This is a genomic window from Sporosarcina soli (genome assembly GCF_042655805.1).
Taxonomy (GTDB): domain Bacteria; phylum Bacillota; class Bacilli; order Bacillales_A; family Planococcaceae; genus Sporosarcina; species Sporosarcina soli.
In genome coordinates this window covers 193585-212673 of sequence record NZ_JBHSNO010000016.1, presented here as the reverse complement: position 1 = coordinate 212673, position 19089 = coordinate 193585, and the positions used below count along the sequence as shown (strand labels likewise).

Annotated in this window: 15 protein-coding genes; 14 read left to right on the top strand and 1 reads right to left on the bottom strand. The window is 42.5% G+C overall.

Annotated elements, in window-relative coordinates:
* Nucleotides 1–19: 19 nt before the first annotated feature.
* The 5 genes from ACFPRA_RS21685 to sstT all read left to right on the top strand — a co-directional run bounded on the left by ACFPRA_RS21685 (nt 20) and on the right by sstT (nt 7473).
* A complete protein-coding gene (locus ACFPRA_RS21685; protein WP_381439366.1) occupies nt 20–295 on the top strand; it encodes a heterocycloanthracin/sonorensin family bacteriocin in 276 nt (91 codons plus the stop codon).
* A gap of 162 nt (nt 296–457) precedes the next feature.
* Entirely contained in the window at nt 458–2398 is a 1941-nt protein-coding gene (locus tag ACFPRA_RS21680) for a putative thiazole-containing bacteriocin maturation protein (protein WP_381439364.1), read from the top strand.
* Entirely contained in the window at nt 2395–4338 is a 1944-nt protein-coding gene (locus ACFPRA_RS21675; protein WP_381439362.1) for a TOMM precursor leader peptide-binding protein, read from the top strand. Before ACFPRA_RS21680 ends, ACFPRA_RS21675 begins: the two co-directional genes overlap by 4 nt.
* Nucleotides 4339–4359: 21 nt before the next feature.
* Complete coding sequence (locus tag ACFPRA_RS21670) at nt 4360–5931, top strand: SagB family peptide dehydrogenase (RefSeq protein WP_381439359.1); 1572 nt, start codon at nt 4360–4362, stop codon at nt 5929–5931.
* 291 nt (nt 5932–6222) lie between these two features.
* Entirely contained in the window at nt 6223–7473 is a 1251-nt protein-coding gene (sstT, locus tag ACFPRA_RS21665) for a serine/threonine transporter SstT (protein WP_381439357.1), read from the top strand.
* Nucleotides 7474–7594: 121 nt separating this feature from the next.
* On the opposite strand, the gene ACFPRA_RS21660 is transcribed toward sstT, so the two are convergent.
* A complete protein-coding gene (locus ACFPRA_RS21660; RefSeq protein ID WP_381440003.1) occupies nt 7595–8947 on the bottom strand; it encodes a sigma-54 interaction domain-containing protein in 1353 nt (450 codons plus the stop codon).
* Between the two features lie 447 nt (nt 8948–9394).
* Between ACFPRA_RS21660 and ACFPRA_RS21655 the strand changes: the two genes are divergently transcribed.
* From ACFPRA_RS21655 to rpmG, 9 genes are all read left to right on the top strand, one after another.
* Nucleotides 9395–10429, top strand: a complete 1035-nt coding sequence (locus ACFPRA_RS21655; RefSeq protein ID WP_381439355.1) for an NAD(P)/FAD-dependent oxidoreductase — start codon at nt 9395–9397, stop codon at nt 10427–10429.
* Nucleotides 10430–10454: 25 nt separating this feature from the next.
* The gene (locus ACFPRA_RS21650) at nt 10455–10703 is read left to right on the top strand and encodes a ferredoxin (protein WP_381439353.1); all 249 of its coding nucleotides are present in this window, start codon (nt 10455–10457) and stop codon (nt 10701–10703) included.
* A gap of 53 nt (nt 10704–10756) precedes the next feature.
* Entirely contained in the window at nt 10757–11848 is a 1092-nt protein-coding gene (locus ACFPRA_RS21645) for an aromatic ring-hydroxylating oxygenase subunit alpha (RefSeq protein ID WP_381439351.1), read from the top strand.
* Complete coding sequence (locus ACFPRA_RS21640) at nt 11841–13286, top strand: aldehyde dehydrogenase family protein (RefSeq protein ID WP_381439349.1); 1446 nt, start codon at nt 11841–11843, stop codon at nt 13284–13286. The genes ACFPRA_RS21645 and ACFPRA_RS21640 overlap by 8 nt, the downstream gene beginning before the upstream one ends.
* 13 nt (nt 13287–13299) lie before the next feature.
* Entirely contained in the window at nt 13300–14385 is a 1086-nt protein-coding gene (locus tag ACFPRA_RS21635) for a tartrate dehydrogenase (RefSeq protein ID WP_381439347.1), read from the top strand.
* A gap of 107 nt (nt 14386–14492) precedes the next feature.
* The gene (locus ACFPRA_RS21630; RefSeq protein ID WP_381439345.1) at nt 14493–16115 is read left to right on the top strand and encodes a BCCT family transporter; all 1623 of its coding nucleotides are present in this window, start codon (nt 14493–14495) and stop codon (nt 16113–16115) included.
* Nucleotides 16116–16436: 321 nt separating this feature from the next.
* Nucleotides 16437–16841 (top strand): hypothetical protein, encoded by a 405-nt coding sequence (locus tag ACFPRA_RS21625; protein WP_381439342.1) that lies wholly within the window; start codon nt 16437–16439, stop codon nt 16839–16841.
* Nucleotides 16842–17653: 812 nt separating this feature from the next.
* Nucleotides 17654–18841, top strand: a complete 1188-nt coding sequence (locus ACFPRA_RS21620) for a GTP-binding protein (protein ID WP_381440001.1) — start codon at nt 17654–17656, stop codon at nt 18839–18841.
* A 25-nt stretch (nt 18842–18866) separates the two neighbouring features.
* Nucleotides 18867–19016 (top strand): 50S ribosomal protein L33, encoded by a 150-nt coding sequence (rpmG, locus tag ACFPRA_RS21615; protein WP_381439340.1) that lies wholly within the window; start codon nt 18867–18869, stop codon nt 19014–19016.
* Nucleotides 19017–19089: the final 73 nt, after the last annotated feature.

The window sequence follows — 19089 nt, the reverse complement described above, 5'->3', positions numbered from 1 at the left end:
ATTTCAGGAGGTGGCAAGAATGAATGAATTCTATAATGATCTCCAGATGTTGAATGTTGGCGATTTCAATACGAGTGAGGCAGTTGCTTGGGACCCAAACGGACCCAATTCAACTCAAACTGCGCAGCTCGGTATTATCGGTGGCTTTGGCCGTTGTTTTAGCTGCTTTAGTTGTTTCTTTAGTTGCTTTAACTGCTTTAACTGTTTCCGTTGTTCCAATTGTTTCCGTTGCTCTAATTGTTTTCGTTGCGGTGATCGCTGCGGCGGACGCTGCGGTGGCCGTTGCCAGGCTTAATATTTCTAGATTTCTAACAAAAACCATGATTGCCAAGGTCCCTGCAGTTGTTGCAGGGACTTTTCTATATAAAGTAAACATATGAAACAAGTTACGGTACATAGGATGATAGTGTTAGTCGTCAGTTTGATTTGGAAATAGCTATGGTTAAGGAGGAACGGAATGTCAAATTTGACTCCTATGATGCGCCTGAAAGTGAAAAGAGACACATTTTTTCTCCCCGATTCAAATAGTGGTGTGTATTTTCGGAATAATGAAAGTTCTTTTCGTGTAGATGGAAATGACATCGTTCAGTGGATTGAAAAACTGATACCGATGTTCAACGGGAAATACACGTTAGGGGATTTGACAGATGGATTGCCCGGTCCATATCGGGAGCGTGTCTATGAAATTGCAGAAGTACTGTACCGAAATGCGTATGTTCGGGATGTGAGCCAAGATCTTCCTCATCAATTGGCCGATCAGGTTCTGAATAAGTATGCCTCCCAAATTGAATTTTTGGACAATTTAGGTGATTCGAGTGCATATCGATTTCAAACCTATCGTCAGGCCAAAGTGTTGGTAGTTGGCGCTGGTCCTTTTTTTGTTTCGTTGGTTTCTTCGTTACTTGAATCTGGATTGCCCAAGTTCCATATGCTAATCACGGACTCGGTGTCGACCAATAGACGGCGGTTGATGGAACTCGTGGCACACACTCGTAAAACAGACAGCGAGATAGCGGTAGAAGAGGTCAGCTTGCAGCAGGAGGGGAAAGGGTTTTGGCGGGAGATTGTTCAACCGTTTGATTCGATTTTGTATGTGTCTCAGGAGGGCGATATTGAGGAACTCCGAGTACTTCATAATGTTTGTAGGGAAGAGAAGAAGGTGTTTCTCCCTGCTATATGCCACCAGCAGATGGGCCTTGCGGGTCCGATAGTGCATCCAGACTCTAAGTGGTGTTGGGAGTCTGCGTGGAGGCGCCTGCATCGAACTGTACTTTCCAAAGAGCAGCCGTTCACTGCTTTCTCTGCCACAGCAGGGGCCATGTTAGCCAATGTCATCACATTTGAATTGTTTAAAGAGATTACAGGAGTGACCGAACCTGAACTGAGGAACCTATTTTATCTGCTTGATCTAGACACATTGGAAGGAAATTGGCATTCATTTTTTCCTCATCCGTTGGTGGATGGACATATGTCTAGCGAATGGGTAACAGATTTGGATATGCGTCCTGAACGAAGCTTAAGTAAAGATGTAACGAATGGATTGTTACTTTACTTCAGCCAGTTGACATCGGAAGTATCAGGGATTTTTCATAGTTGGGAGGAAGGAGATCTAAAGCAGCTGCCTTTAGCCCAGTGCCGCGTTCAGGCAGTCGATATGTTGTCGAAGGGACCCGCTGAGCTTTTACCAGACATTGTTTGCACAGGTTTGACGCATGAGGAAGCAAGGAGAGAGGCGGGGCTGGCTGGGATAGAATCATATGTGACACGAGCGGTTGGACTCCTCGCTGCAACCCTACCTTTCGATCAGGAAAAAGGGGCAGAAATAAAGGAATTCATCGGAGTGGGAGCGGGGGAAACAGTTGCGGAAGGGATTTGCCGGGGATTGCAAAAGTGTTTGGACGAAGAACTAAGCAAGCGGCTGATCAATCAAAAAAATCAGGTTGCTCCGTTGCAAGTAGACACGGTAGAAGATGAACGCTGCCGGTTTTATTTGGAGGCACTGACCACGATACATGGCTCACCGACGATTGGCTTAGGAAAGGAAGTGAACGGTTTCCCTGTCATCTGGGTCGGAACGAATGCCGGTTGGTATGGAGGTGTCGATTTGACGATTACATTGGCGTTGCGAAAAGCGTTACAACAGGGGCTTTCGGCTTCCCACCCGGTGCAAGCACAGGAAATTTCGTCCGTTCTACTGGAAGAAAAGGATCCACTCAGCCTTGTTATCCCCGCTTGTGATGAGAAGAGACAGTCCGAGATTTTACATTCTGCGAGACAAATCCTAGAAAGGAATCATAAGCGGCTATTCGTATGTGATCTGGCATTTGAACCGTTTTTGAAAGAGGGACTCGCAGGGGTGTTTGGCGTGTTGTTGCGAGAGGAGGGAGGATTCCGTTGAGTGCCGTCGTGCTGGTTGTTGGAGAAGGATTATTGGCTGATCGTGTGTGCGGGGATCTATCTACTCAATACGAAGTAATACGCCGCACCGATTTCGAAGAGGGCGTACCAGAAACCACTGATCTGGTTTTGGTATTGCACGATACCTTGAACCCTTCCATTCATAAAAAATCGGAAGAAGTATTGCGGCCAACCGGCATACCTTGGCTGCGAGGTTTTGTTTCCTATGGAGAAGGCGTGATTGGGCCACTCGTACGTTCGAAAATACCAGGCTGCTCCCAGTGTGCAGACAAGCGACGCCTCATAGCCGGACGAGATCGTAAAGAGATGTGGGAGTTGGAACAGAGATTTGAGGCTCACGGGGGAATTTCGTGTGATGCATGGGTATCGCGTACGGGACTATTGCAAATGGCGCACCTACTCGAGTCGGAGGTACAAAGCGTACTAGATGGAAATCAGGCTCATTCTGAAGGTCGTTTATGTTTAATCAATCTGAAATCGCTAAAGACTTCATGGCACTCATTTCTTCCTGACCCGTTGTGTCCGGTCTGTAGTCGAGTACCCGATGATTCACCTGAAGCGGCACGAATTACACTGCAATCTAGTCCAAAGATCAGTCCGGACAGTTACCGCTGTCGTTCCATGGATGACCTGCAAAAGATGCTAAGCAAGGATTATCTAGATGAGCGGACTGGTTTTTTAAATGGGAAGATGTATGAACTCACGCTGCCATTTGCCGATGTCAGTGTTAATCTGCCGATGTTTACGGGAGACGAGGGTGTGGCAGGCCGAACGCATTCATACAAGGTTAGTGAGGCTACGGCTATTTTGGAGGGGTTGGAGCGGTACTGTGGTCTGTCTCCAAGTGGAAAACGAACAGTGGTTCATGACAGCTTTCGCAATCTGGAAGGCCGAGCGCTTAATCCGCTCAAGGTAGGTGTGCATTCAAAGGAACAGTATGCGCTGCCTGATTTTCCGTTCAAACCGTTCGATATGGATCGCTCCATCGATTGGGTTTGGGGTTATTCGTTTTTGAAAGAGTGTCCTATTCTGGTTCCAGAGTTGCTGGCTTATTACAGCTTGGGTTGCGGAGGGGGATTTGTCTATGAAACATCCAATGGATGTGCGTTAGGCGGTAGTTTAGAGGAGGCCATTTTCTACGGTATTATGGAAGTTATAGAGCGTGATTCGTTTCTGATGACTTGGTACGCGGAGCTGGCTCTCCCACGTCTGGACCCTGATTCTACTAACGATCAAGAATTAAAGTTGATGATTGACCGTGTGCGGGCGGTTGGTGGTTATGATCTCCATTTTTATAACTCGACGATGGAGAACGGAATTCCAAGTGTTTTAGTACTGGCGAAAAATAGGAAAAAAACGGGGTTGAATATTATCAGTGCGGCCGGCGCTCATTTGGATCCACTACGAGCGGCGAAAAGCTCGATTCAAGAGTTGGCAGGCATGATGGGAATACTTGACGAGAATTTGGAAGCAAACCGGGAAGAGTATGTGCGAATGTACAAAGATTCTTCCTTGGTGCGGAAGATGGATGATCATGGGATGTTGTATGGGTTGCCGGAAGCGCAAGAACGCCTACAGTTTTTGTTAGATGACAATCGCCCATTGCGAACGTTTGACGAGGAATTCAAATGGGAGGCAGTGCATGCAGACCTCATGGATGATCTGCGGGATATTCTCCAGGTGTTTGGGAGTTTGAACCTCGATGTAATCGTGGTGGACCAAACGACACCGGAAATCAAACAAAACGGACTGTTTTGCGTTAAAGTCCTCATTCCGGGGATGCTGCCGATGACATTTGGGCAACATCTTACCCGCATAACAGGACTTGACAGGGTGCTCCGGGTGCCAATGGAACTCGGGTACAAGGAACAACCGCTAACACTTGAACAGCTCAATCCATATCCGCATCCGTTCCCATAACCAGTCGTTAGGAGGTAGAGGATGAACCGTGAGGTATTTCTGCACAATCTCCATTTTGACATTGACAAGGTAAGCCCGCCGGACTGGGAAGTGGATTGGGATGATGGACCGCTTCCGTATAAGCTCTACCGTGGCTTACCTGTGATTCCGCTTTCTTTGGAAGTACCGTTGACACTCAAAAGTATGGAATTAACTGAAAATCCTAACCTAAGAAAAATCGGTCATTTTCTCTGGTATGTATTTGGTCTAACGCAATTTAGCGAATCTATGATGAACTTGGATTCCAGCGATCGAGCCATGGACCTCATGCAGTCGAAACGGCGGTTTGTTCCTTCCGGTGGGGCGCTGTATCCAAACGAATTGTATGTTTATTTGAAGATAGAGCATTTGCCTGCCGGTGTTTACCATTATGATGTGGCACATCATCGTTTAGTGTTGCTACGAGAAGGAAATTTCGATTCATATATATCCCGGGCACTTGGGAATCGCTGTGACCTATCCGATTGTTTTGGTACCGTTTTTGTATCTACAATGTTTTGGAAAAATTTCTTTAAATACAATAACTTTGCCTACCGTCTTCAAGGGCTGGATACTGGTGTTTTGATTGGTCAATTATTGGAAGTTGCAAAAAGTTTTGGCTTCGCCTCTTGGGTATACTTCCAGTTCCTGGATCGGGCCATCAACCACCTGCTTGGGCTTTCCGAACAAGAGGAGAGTGTGTATGCGGTGATTCCACTAACGGCGGAATCAACAAGCTGCTTCGACAGAAGTAACAGAGATGGAGATGACTCTGCCGCTGACTTATGCCAAGAGTTGACAGCCATTCAGTCTACTCATTATGTCCAATCACGAAGGATTATAGAGTTTCCGATGTTAACCAAGATGAATGAAGCGTCTATGTTGGAATCAGCGAGATCGTTTCGGCAGATCAAGGAGGAGCCAATCAATTGTGAAGCTCAAACGGTAATCCTGCCTTTTGTGGAGCGATTGTCGTATGATTTTGCGTCGGTCTGCCGAAAGCGATTTTCACCGGATATGGATTTCGTTTTGGAAAAGGTAAGTCAACTTCAGCTTGCCACACTGCTGAAGGGCGCGATGGATTCCTTCTCGTATCAAAACGATTTGGATGGCGTTCAAAAGAAAAAGAAATCCCGTGTCTCGCTTTACGGATGTTTGTATAATGTCGAGGGTATTCCGAATGGTGCCTATCACTATGACAGCTCTACCCATGCGTTACATCGAGTACAACTCGGCGATCAGCGATTACAGTTACAGCACGGCATGTCCGGAGGGAATGTGAATATGTTCCAAGTGCCGCTTTGTCTACATGTGGCAGGGGACAAAAATCATTTCAAAGCGGAAATGGGATACAGGGGATACCGCATCCAACAAATGGAAGCGGGTATGCTGGTGCAAAGAATCCTGCTCGTCGCGTCAGCCCTCGGATTAGGAGGGCACCCACTCCTCGGGTTTGATGCGAATAGATGCGATGAACTTTACAAGCTGAGTCCACAAGGAAAAACCAGCCTCATTCAAATCCCAATAGGTCCGTATCGACAACGTCCTTGGTTAACTGGAAGTCTGCATAGTTAATTAAGTGGTAATGCCTCTATTTCCGTTTAGGAATTGAGGCAATTTTTATATAGAGAGTTCAAAGAAGCAATCCTCAAGGAGAATATAGCTTTTTATTATTTTTATCAGAAATCCCGAAATAGGGTCAACTATAAAAAATGCGGTTTCGCAATTCTAAAAAATTGTGTTAGAATAGGGTGTCAATCTACTCTAAAGTCAATAAGTTGAGGATGCTTATACAAGGAGAGGAGATTGCACATATTGCACATGTTTTAACATGTTAGTTTTCAGAAAATTTTGGAGGGTAGGTTTATGAAAGGTTTAATTTTAAAATGGAATCAGATAAGTCTGGTAAAGCGGATTGTTATCGGTATTATTATAGGTCTTATCTTAGCTTTAACCGTCCCTGATGCGGCGAGTGGGGTTTCTATTCTTGGTTCTTTGTTTGTCGGGGCGTTAAAAGCGGTTGCACCTGTCTTAGTCTTATTCTTAGTGATGCATGCGATTGCTGCGCATAAGAGCGGTACAAAAACGAATATGAAATCGATACTTGGTCTTTATGCGATTGGCACATTATTTGCTGGGGTTGTCGCTGTGGTGGCGAGCTTTATGTTCCCGGTTAAACTAATACTGACAACAGGGGTAGAAGATTTGTCTCCTCCAGAAGGTATTGTGGAAGTTATTAAAACATTACTCTTTAACGTAGTTGCCAATCCGATTGACGCCTTAATCAGTGCCAACTATTTAGGGATCTTAATGTGGGCAATCGTTTTAGGGCTTGCATTAAAACAGGCAACGCAAAATACGAAAGATGTGCTAGGCAGTTTTTCGGATGCGATCACTAAAGTGGTACAATGGGTGATTAATTTAGCACCGTTCGGTATTATGGGACTTGTTTTTGATGCAATTGTAACGACAGGATTTTCCGCTTTAAAAACTTACGGTGAATTAATTTTAATTTTAGTGGGATGTATGTTGTTTATCGCGTTTGTTATGAATCCATTAATCGTATTCATCTATACGCGAAAAAATCCGTATCCACTTGTTTTAATGGTTTTAAGAGAAAGCGGTATCACTGCATTCTTTACACGTAGTTCAGCTGCGAATATTCCAGTCAATATGAAAATGGCAGAAAAACTTGGGTTAGACGAGGATACTTATGCTGTTTCCATTCCGCTTGGCGCTACGATTAATATGGCTGGCGCGGCTGTTACGATTGCTGTGTTGACGCTTGCCACAGCAAACACGCTTGGGATTGAAGTAGATATACTGACTGCCATTATACTTTCTGTTGTGGCGGCTGTTTCGGCAGCAGGTGCATCAGGCGTTGCGGGCGGATCCCTTTTGCTGATCCCACTCGCATGTAGTTTATTTGGTATACCAAATGATATTGCAATGCAAGTGGTTGGTGTCGGTTTTATCATCGGGGTTATTCAGGATTCTTGTGAAACCGCATTGAATTCATCTTCTGACGTTCTGTTCACAGCTACAGCTGAATATGCGAAAGAACGGAAAGAAGGCAAAAAGATTTCAATGCCAGGTTGGAAATTCGGGAGATCGTAAAAAGTAGAAACTTCCGTAAGAAATCATTGGCTTCGTAAAGAAATCTATACAATTAAATGAAAAGTTAAAAGCCACGATTCCCGAAGACTATTCGGTGATCGTGGCTTTTTTAGTGACCCTCTTAACAGTATTCCCGAATTAATCGAGACGCCTTGGATTGACTAATATCCAAATCTTTTGCAACGCCTCTCGTTGTGCCGTGAAGCATATATGATTTTTTGATCATGGATCGAGTGACTTCTGTAATCGCCTTGTCGAGGGAATTGGGATACATGAGCTCGGGAATTTCTTTTACACTTTCGGTAATAACTTGTGGTAAATCGCTTACTTCAATAATGGCGTTACTCGTGATCACTAAACGTTCTACTAAATTTTCAAGTTGGCGAATATTCCCCGGCCAATAGTAATGCACGAGTACTTGTAGGCAATTGTCCGAAATGGCCTTATTGAAATTGTATTTATTATTAAATTCATTTAAAAACCGATACGTTAATGGAATAATATCTTCTTGTCTTTCCGCAAGCGTCGGTAGATGAATATCAATCACATTGAGTCGATAGTATAAATCTTCCCGGAATGTTTTTTGTTGCACCATTTTTTCTAAGTCTTGGTTAGTCGCAGCAAGAATTCTCACATCAACGGTCTTACTTGTACTGCTGCCAATCGGGATGAATTGCTTGTTTTGGATGACTTGCAGTACTTTTGCTTGTAACGGCAACGCCAGCTCCCCGATTTCATCTAAAAAGATTGTGCCAGTATCCGCTGCTTCAAAAAGGCCGATTTTCCCGCCCTTTCTGGCACCCGAAAAGGATCCGCTTTCATAACCGAATAACTCCGACTCCAGTAACTCTTCCGGGATTGCGGCACAGTTCACTTGCAAAAATGGTCCCTGTCTACGGTGGCTACTATTATGCAAGTGTTGTGCAATGACACCTTTTCCCGTTCCTGACTCCCCACGAATTAAAACTGTTGAATCAGTGGGGGCAACTTTTTGGCAGAATTGCAAAATGCTTTGAATTTTTTCGTTATTGGAAATGATGGTATTCAGCGCGTTTTGATTTTCCAGTTGTTCTTGTGGCTGTTCGTTAACGGTAATCATTCGATTAAACCCTTGGATTTCAGTTGCTGTCGATACGATATACTCGATTTCTCCACTGTCATTCAGGATGGGGATCGCCCTTGTTAAGAGCTCTGTACCAATATAGGTTTGCTGCCGAAGAGAAACAGCTTCTTTCGTTTTGAATACTTCAGGAAGGATAGAAGGTGTCCAATAGCCTTTATCAAATAACTCATGATTGAACTTTCCGATGACATCATCTTTTTTGAGGCCATAATGCTTCTCGCAATTTTTATTGACAAAAACAATCCGTGTATCGCGATCTACGACGTAAATCTCATCCGAGGAATAATCCAATATTTTTAAAATCGATTCGAGTGTTAACTCGGTAGTTTTTAACCCCGCATACTCCTTCATTAGACACACTGCAACTAAAAACATACTTCCTATGCTAAACACCGGATACCAACCTTTAGCACCACTATCCGATTCCGTCTTGTCTAGCATGTAGTTTTTAGCGCAGTTTTCACCTTCCTTTCCTTTATCCTTAGCTGTCATTCTGAGAAAACGGGACATCTAAATTTTACATGTTGTTATGCTTTCATTCTGAGTCAATTTTGCAAAAACTTCAATAGTTTTTGAGTTATTTTTGACTCGATACTAGCATCTTTTGAAGCAAGTGTGACCGCTATTGATAAGAAAGTGTGCGTGGAGTGTGAATTTTACGTCACTTTCTAAACTTGGCATGAAAGATGCATATATAATTTGGCAACGTGAGCAAAAGCAATGGATAGGTTCCTCTGTAAGGACTTTGACTCGCGTTCGGAATGAATATGAAACCTGTACAGGTAAGGAGGCAATGTTATGAGTCAAACCTCTTCAGAAGTATTTGACATAACAATCATCGGCGGTGGGCCGGTTGGCATGTTTACTGCATTTTACGCGGGATTGAGACAAACTTCAGTGAAAATTATTGAAAGCTTGCCGCAATTGGGAGGGCAACTGTCTGCACTGTATCCTGAAAAATATATTTATGATATTGCTGGCTTTCCCAAGGTAGGCGCTCAGCAACTAGTTGATCAGCTAACCGAGCAAATGAATCAGTTTGAAACGACGGTCTGTCTTGGAGAATCCGTTGAAGAAGTGACAAAAGGGGCAGACGGACTTTTTACATTGAAGACAAATGAAGGTGTCCATTACACACGAACAATTATTATTACAGCAGGGAATGGCGCTTTCCAAGCACGAAAAATGAATATCGCCGGAGAAGAGAAATTCCAACAAAAAAATCTCCATTACTTCGTTAATAATATGAATCAGTTTCAAGATAAAAAGGTTGTGTTATTTGGCGGCGGTGATTCAGCGGTGGACTGGGCATTGATGTTAGAGCCCATTGCGGAAAAAGTGACACTCGTCCACAGACGGGATAAATTCCGTGCCCACGAGCACAGTGTAGCGCAATTAAAACAGTCGCGGGTCGACATTGTGACTCCTTATGTGCCGGTTGAACTTGTCGGTACGGACAAAATTGACAAGGTGATCATTCAAGAAGCGAAAAACGGTGAACAGCTTGAGCTTGAAGTAGATGACGTTCTGGTGAACTACGGTTTTGTCTCTTCTTTAGGTCCGATTAAAGCATGGGATTTGGAAATTGATAAAAATTCAATTGTAGTGAATTCAAAAATGGAGACAAATATTGAAGGCATTTACGCCGCTGGAGATATTTGTACATATGACGGGAAAGTCAAACTGATTGCGAGTGGGTTTGGGGAAGCGCCCGTTGCAGTGAGCAATGCAAAAGTCTATATTGATCCAACTGCAAAAGTGCAACCGCTTCACAGTACATCCGTTATGGGAGATCAAGAAGCGTCCGTGAAAAAAGATCCCGTCAACGTTTAAATTCAAAGATAAGGAGGGCTTCAAGATGGCGACATACACAATGGTAGACCGAAGTACTTGTATTGCTTGTGGTGCCTGTAATCCTACTGCCCCGGGGCTGTTTGAATATACCGAAGATGGTTTGTCTTATGCGTTATTAGATGGCAACGAAGGCATTACGGAAGTACCTGAAGAGTTGGTCGAGGATTTGGAAGATGCAGTGGAGGGATGTCCAACGGATTCCATTAAAATGTCAGACATGCCGTTTCATTGTCAGAGAGTTGAAGCGAGTTAGTACGAGAAACAATCAAATAGATAACGATTATAAAAGTTAGGGGAGACGAAACAATGGCTTACAACAAAGTGCAAAACGCGACAAACAGAACTTTTGAAAGAACAATGACGTATGACATGTACACAGATCCAAAAGTATTAGAGAAAGAAAGAGAGCTCATTTTTGATAAGACATGGCATCTGGTCGGTCATATTAGTCAAGTAGAAAAAGTGGGCCAGTTTTTTACTGCGGACGTAATGGATGAGCCGATTATTATAATGCGAGGGACAGATGAAGTATTGCGGGCATTTTATAATGTTTGCCCACATCGTGCGACAAAACTGGAAAGAAATGAATCGGGTAAGAAGAAAATTTTGCAATGTATGTATCATGGCTGGACGTTCAAAACAGATGGCAAGTTAAACAAAGCGCCGAACTTCCGTGGAGAAGAGGAAGCATGTGTGAAAGATGCTTGTTTACGACCGGTTCGAATGGAAGTACTGGAGTCTTTAATTTTTGTGAACTTGGATGATCATGCAAAGCCGCTAAGTGAGTCTTATGGCGATTTCTTTGACCGTTTGAGCAAGTTTGATTTCTTAAGTGACTTAAAGCGGACGCATCGTAAAACACGCATTTTTAAATCGAATTGGAAAGCGTTTATAGACAACTATTTGGAATGTGACCACTGCCATGTTGCACATCCAAGTTTTGTCGATGCATTGGATATGGACGATTACCAAATCATCACGTGCGAAAATTATTCTTTTCAAGGATCTATCGTGAAGCCGGATAAACAGTACGGTGAAGTCGATTTGAATGATGCTGAAATGCAAGGGGGCTCGTTTTTCTGGTTATGGCCGAACCTGATGTTAACATTCTACCCTGGACCAGGGAATATGGCATCAATTGAAATGATTCCAATTGATCACGAAACGACAATGGCTGTGTATACGTATTACTTCCGCGAAGATAGTTTGGATAAAATTTCACAAGACGAAAAAGACTTGATGACGTTTGCTGAACAAGTTCGTTCGGAAGATATCGAGCTTGTTGAATTAGAGCAAATCGGATTCCGTTCACGCGCTTTTCAACGAGGACGATTCTCTAAATCTGAACAAGCGATTGTACAATTTCATGAAATGGTATTGGAGGCCCTCGATGAATAAATTAATAGATAAAACGACCAAGAAATATGTATGGATTAACGGAGAAAAGGTGGAGACGGAAAACTACGCTACCCTTTACTCCCCCTATTCCCGTGAACCAATTGCCGAAATTGCGATGGCGGACGCAGCAGTGACGAAAGAAGCGATTCGAGCTGCCTATGAAGCAAAGAATGTTATCGGTGACATGCCAGCTTATCAGCGTGCACAAATTTTGGAGAATGTGGTCAACATCCTAACAGAAAAGGCTGAAGTAGCGGCGACGATTATTGCGACAGAATCTGCGAAACCGATTGTTTTTGCACGAGCCGAAGTGGCAAGAACGATTGAAACGTATAAGTTTTCTGCAGAAGAAGCGAAACGAATTCATGGAGAAACGATCCCATTTGATGCGGCAAGCGGTGGTGTTGGCCGCATTGGCTATACGATGAAAGAGCCCATCGGTGTGATTGGGGCCATTACGCCATTTAACTTCCCGTTGAATTTAGTTGCCCATAAAGTCGGTCCAGCGATTGCGGCGGGGAATCCGATTGTATTGAAGCCCGCTTCACAAACACCGCTTTCTGCTCTATTCATTGCAGAAGTGTTTGAGGAAGCCGGATTACCAGCAGGCGTGCTAAACGTTGTCACAGGTCCTGGCAGCGTAGTTGGTGATGTAATTGTAGAAGATGACCGCGTGAAAATGGTGACTTTTACAGGCAGTCCAAGCGTTGGCATCGGCATTAGCAATAAAGCCGGTTTAAAGAAAACGACATTAGAGCTCGGTTCAAACTCGGCTTTAATTATCGACAAAGATATCGAGATCGATGCCATTATTAATCGTTGTGTCATGGGTGCATTTTCAAACCAAGGGCAAGTTTGCATCTCATTGCAACGTGTGTACGTACATGAAGATCAATACGATACATTTGTGGAGAAGTTCGTAGCGGCTACCAAACAGCTGAAAATAGGAAATCCGCTTGATTCGGAAACGTATGTTTCTTCCTTAATTACACCGAGTGAATTAGAGCGTGCGCTTAGTTGGATTGAAGAAACCAAACAGAGTGATGCAACCATTTTAACTGGTGGAAAAGTGCAAGGCGGCATCCTTGAACCAACGATTATTACCAATGCGGATACATGTTTAAAAGTGTCGTGTCAAGAAGCATTTGCTCCTATTGTAGTCGTGAATAAAATTGCTACAATTGAAGAAGCGGTGGAATTGGTGAATGATTCGCAATTTGGTTTACAAGCAGGGATTTATACGAATAACGTAAAACATGCCTTGTATGCATCGAAAAAACTAGAAGTAGGGGGTGTCATGATTAATGACGTACCAACCTACCGCGTTGATCAAATGCCATACGGCGGAGTGAAAGAAAGCGGAACAGGACGCGAAGGGATTAAGTATGCAGTAGAGGAAATGACGGAGTTAAAGCTAATCGTTTGGAATCAAGAGTGAAGGTGTTGAAAAGATGACGACAACATATAAAATTGCTGTAATTGCAGGGGATGGGATTGGTCCGGAAGTCATTGACCAAGGCATTAAAGTGCTTCACAAAGTTGCGGAGTTAGACGGCAGTTTTCAGTTTGACTTTACGCACTTTCCGTGGGGCTGCGAGTATTATGCAGAGACTGGGCACATGATGGCGGAAGATGGGATTGAACAATTAAAGCAATTTGATGCGATCTATTTGGGAGCTGTTGGTTTTCCAGGCGTTCCAGATCATATTTCCTTATGGGATTTGTTATTAATCATCCGGAAAAGCTTCGATCAATATGTGAATATCCGTCCCGTGAAACTATTAAAAGGGGCGCATTGCCCACTCGCAAACGTGAACCGGGAAGATGTTGACATGTTGTTTATCCGTGAAAACACGGAAGGAGAATATTCCGGCGCGGGCGATTGGCTGTATAAAGGACAAGAAAACGAAGTAGTATTACAAAATGCTGTGTTTTCACGTAAAGGAACGGAACGCATTATTCGCTATGCATTTGAAACGGCGAAAAAACAAGGTCGTAGTTTAACAAGCATTAGCAAAGCGAATGCCTTAAATTATTCCATGGTTTTCTGGGACCAAGTGTTTGAGGAAGTGAGTGCGGAGTATCCTGAAGTAGAAACGGCTTCCTATCTCGTAGATGCGGCAGCTATGCTGATGATTACAGATCCTAAACGATTTGAAGTTGTTGTAACTTCCAATTTATTTGGTGATATTTTAACAGATATCGGGGCAGCGTTGGCAGGTGGTATCGGCCTTGCGGCAGGTGCGAATGTGAATCCTGAACGTGAGTTTCCATCTATGTTTGAACCGGTACATGGTTCTGCTCCAGATATTGCGGGTAAAGGGATCGGTAACCCGTTAGCTTCTGTCTGGTCAGCTAGTCAAATGCTCGATTACTTGGGACATGACAATTACGGTAAGCTAGTGATCGATGCGATTGAAGATCTGTTGATGGAAAATACGACATTAACACCAGACATGAAAGGAACAGCGTCTACGTCGGAAGTTGGGGACCGACTCGTTCGTATTATTACAGAAACAATGCCAACTCACGTATAAAAAAGAACTATCGGTGTGAAAGGGTCACACCGATAGTCTAATTACACAACTTATAATAAACTGAATATTCTAATCGTGGAAAGAACAGAAGAACTAGGGGTGAATGCATGAAACGCAATACGATTGATAAACAGATTTTAAGTATCGCCTTGACATTGGTCGCATTATTAACGGTCCCAATTTTAATTAATCCTGCAAAAGGTACTGCTTTTTTAAACAAAGTATTGAACTCGATTACACTCAATTTCGGACCCCTTTATTTATGGGCCTGTTTAGCCATTTTTGGTTTTTTACTTTGGCTTGCCTTCAGTAAATATGGAAAAGTGAAGTTAGGCAATAGTAAACCTGAATTTTCTACGTTTAGTTGGCTGGCCTTGATTTTTACTGCTGGAATTGGTTCAGGGATCATGTATTGGGGCATTATCGAATGGGCGTATTATTATTCAAGTCCTCCATATGGCATGGAGCCTTTAAGTGTAGAAGCAGCAAGTTTTGCACCTACATATGGAATGTTTCATTGGGGATTCTCTGCTTGGGCAATTTACTGCGTTCCGTCAATTCCGATTGCCTATGCTGTTTATATTAAGAAATATCCCTCATTTAGACTAAGCACGGCATGTCGAGGAATTATCGGTGATCGTGCAGATGGCTTGCTTGGGAAAATTATCGATGTTTGTTTCATGTTTGGTTTAATCGGTGGGATCGGAACTTCTTTAGCCCTTGGTACACCGCTATTGGCTGAAGGAATTCATCATACTTTCGGTGTTGAGAAAACGCTTACACTTAATTTAGGAATTGTCGTCTCCTTAATGATCTTTTTCTCTATTTGTCTTTACTTTGGCTTGAAGAAAGGCTTGAAACTTCTTAGTGATTGGAATCTGTATTTGTATGTAGCCATTGCCGTGTTTATTTTTATTTTTGGCCCGACGGCATTTATCATTGCCAGCTTTACAGACAGCGTTGGCGTGTTGTTCCAAAACTTTTTTAGAATGAGCCTTTACACGGATCCGGTTGGCAAATCTGGATTTAGTGAAGCATGGACATTGTTTTACTGGGGTTGGTGGTTTTCGTATGCGCCATTTACCGGCATGTTTGCAGCAAGGATTTCAAAAGGAAGAACAATTAAAGGCCTGATCCTTGGACAATTGATTGGTGGAACATTAGGATGTTGGCTTGCTTTTGCAATCTTTGGGAATACAAGTATGTTCTACGAAATGGCGGGAATCGTGCCTGTGCTAGACATTTTACAAAATGAAGGGGCACCTGCGGCCATTCTTGCTTCTTTACAGGCATTGCCATTAGGTGGCATTATCCTCATTCTGTATCTACTTGTCGCGGCCATTTTCTTGGCAACAACAGTCAACTCCGCAGCTTATACGCTATCAGATGTAGCTTCTAAAAATCTTCAAATCGGTGAAGAACCGGCGCGGTGGTACCGCGTATTTTGGGGTGTTTTGTTGACAAGTATTTCGATCGTTCTTATGTATGGCGATGGATTGGAAGCATTACAAACTTTATCGATTATTACTGCATTGCCTTTAGTATTCATTATGTTTTTGATGATCGCTTCTTTTGTGAAGTGGATTACAAAAGAGTATGAATCAATTATGGTTCAACAGGAAAACGATGCATCGGGAGATCTGCCAACAAGAGAGACAGAAGTCGTTTCTCAAAAGCAGCAAAAAATAGAGGCACCGGCAATACTTTCAAAAACTAGACTTGAAAATTAAACGAATTCTACGGTTTGAGCTCCCCTTATCGGATTAGTCGATAAGGGGAGTTCTTCCCATAGGCCTTTTCAAAGTCGAGTAAAAGTATGCTGGAATTCATTTGTAGAGTCCGTTGTGAACTCTACAACTAGTATAACAATAATGATAATCATTATCAATTAAAACGAGAGGAAATTGAAGGAAAATTTTTTTGTGTTGAGTGATCTCAATATCTTTCTGCTGTCCATTTCAAGGTAGTGAAAGTAATAAACGAATAAAAAATACATATAATAGTAACGTATAGAATTTTAGCAAACATTGGATGACAGAGGGAGAAGAGCGATGAGCCTTGAAATTTTTTCACTGGCACCAACCGTTTTTCAAGCATTGAAAGTAGGAGAGCCGAATCCTAAAAAGGCAAAACGAATCGTTTATGGACAAGCTACATCAGACGCAAATGGTATTGCTACACTTTACTTTACAGATAATGGGCTTGCTACTGGTAATCCATTCTTAACAACAATTGACTATGCCGTATCAAGCGTATATTCGACAAATCCTACGATAAATGCAAGACCACGAGTCCAAATGCGCGAGAAGAATGTCGCTGCAAAATATGTCTCTGCAAATGTGACAAGTATTAGCGGTGTAACAGTCCTCGGAATTAGTGTATTAGGTTCGGAAAATCCAGTGAGTGGAATTGTGGTGGATTTCATGATTTTAGGGAGTTTTAATACGGAAGAGTAAGTGTTGGAGAAGCTAGATTATCAATAGCTGTTTGAAATTATGGGAGTCCTAAAAATTGGATGTTAATGTAAACTTGCCTATTAATACAATGTTTCTACAAGGATATGCATTCGATTGGATAGTGAGTTATAAGCCACTATAACCGTAGATGATTCGGTTATTGTGGCTTTTTTTAGGTGTCTAATGTCCCTTGTACTCCCCAAAGATCTCTATTTTGCGATGGCCATAAATTTTAAAATAGGTTTGTTACATTAGGACTACTGTTGTTGTTTGGGTTTTATGAAAGTCTTTTTGGAAAGAAATATAACAAGTCGAATTAAAAGCATATAGATGAATGCTTCAGTAAAACTAACACCTAAGATAAATATATAACGACCAAAATCTTCTAATTGATTGACGGAAAAATATTGAATCTCAAAATCCCAAAATAAACTTTTAAAACTTACCACTAAGAAGATGGGAACCAGTAATATCCAATAGAAAATAGGGATTTTTATGTTTATCCCTTTCACTAACATGCATCACTCACCTCAAATTTCCTATCCAATTTATTTAGTGCTTCAAAATTTGTTTCTTATCGAATTGTAGCAAGTTTTTTTCCAAGTTAAAAATGAAATGACGTGTAACGGAACCAATTATTCAACGGATACTTTGAAGCGGGAGAGTACGGTAAAATTCTGCTCCCATGCATGATCAGTTCCCCAATTAACTTTTGAATAAAGCGCTTATTTTTATTTTTGCTTGCATTTGTGAAAAAGTTTTATTATGATTTAAATCGTAATAGTTACGATTTATAAAATGAGGTGAAGAAACTGACTAGAAAAATACCCGTCACTGTGCTTAGTGGTTATTTAGGTTCGGGGAAAACAACGTTATTGAATCATGTTTTGACCAATCGTGAAAATAAGAAGATTGCCGTTATTGTCAATGATATGAGCGAAGTCAATATTGATGCGGCTTTGGTCAAACAAGGCGGTTTCTCACGAACGGATGAAAAATTGGTGGAGCTTCAAAACGGATGTATATGCTGCACGTTACGAGAGGACTTGATGATCGAGGTGGAAAGGCTCGTTCAGAAAGGGGATATTGACTATATCTTGATTGAATCATCCGGGATTTCGGAGCCTATTCCGGTTGCCCAAACGTTTACATATGTGGATGAAAGTCTGGGCATTAACTTAACGGACTATTGTCGGCTGGATACGATGGTGACAGTGGTGGATGCGAATCGTTTTTGGCAAGATTTTTCATCAGGAGAAAATTTGCTGGATCGGAAGCAAGGGACAGATCAGTTTGATACGCGTGAAGTGGTGGATTTATTAATCGACCAAATTGAATTTGCCAATATATTGATCTTAAATAAAACCGATTTGGTGGATCAAGAGACTGTTGGGGAATTAACAGCAGTTCTCCAAAGGCTAAATCCAGATGCCAAAATAATTGAAAGTGCACATTCACAGGTCGCATTGGATGAAATCTTGGATACCCGTTTATTTGATTTTGAAGAGGCTAGTCAAGGGGCCGGATGGATCAAGGAATTAACGGAAGAACATACGCCAGAAACAGAGGAATATGGCATTTCATCCTTTGTCTATCGCAGGAAAAAACCATTTCATCCTGAAAGATGGCTGCGGTGGTTAGAGGAATGGCCGGAGGAAGTCGTGCGGGCCAAAGGATTTTTTTGGCTGGCGACCCGAATGGAAATGATCGGTTTGTTATCACAAGCCGGGCCTTCCATCATTTTTCAAGGAGCTGGCGAATGGCTCGCGACGTATCCTGAACAAGAAAGAAATCAAATCCTACAGGAAGAACCGGAACTTCTGGAAAAATGGGATGAAGAGTTCGGCGATAGGATGACGGAGCTTGTACTCATCGGAATTGACATGGATCGTGAAGACATTGAGAATTCATTGGATCAATGCTTATTAACAGAAGAGGAAATGAAAATGGACTGGAAAGCATTGAACGACCCGCTTCCTGCTTTCACAGTCACAGCATAAAAAAACAATACTTGGAGGAATGACAATGAGAGTGAACATTACGTTAGCATGTACTGAAACAGGGGATCGCAATTACATTACGACCAAGAACAAACGAACGAACCCAGAGCGGATTGAATTGATGAAATACTGCCCGAGATTGCAAAAACATACATTACACCGGGAAACAAAATGATTGTTTATCAGTCAGCAAGGTTGTGACATCTACAAAATAGATGAAGTGGATTTTGCTGAAATTGTAAATCGTC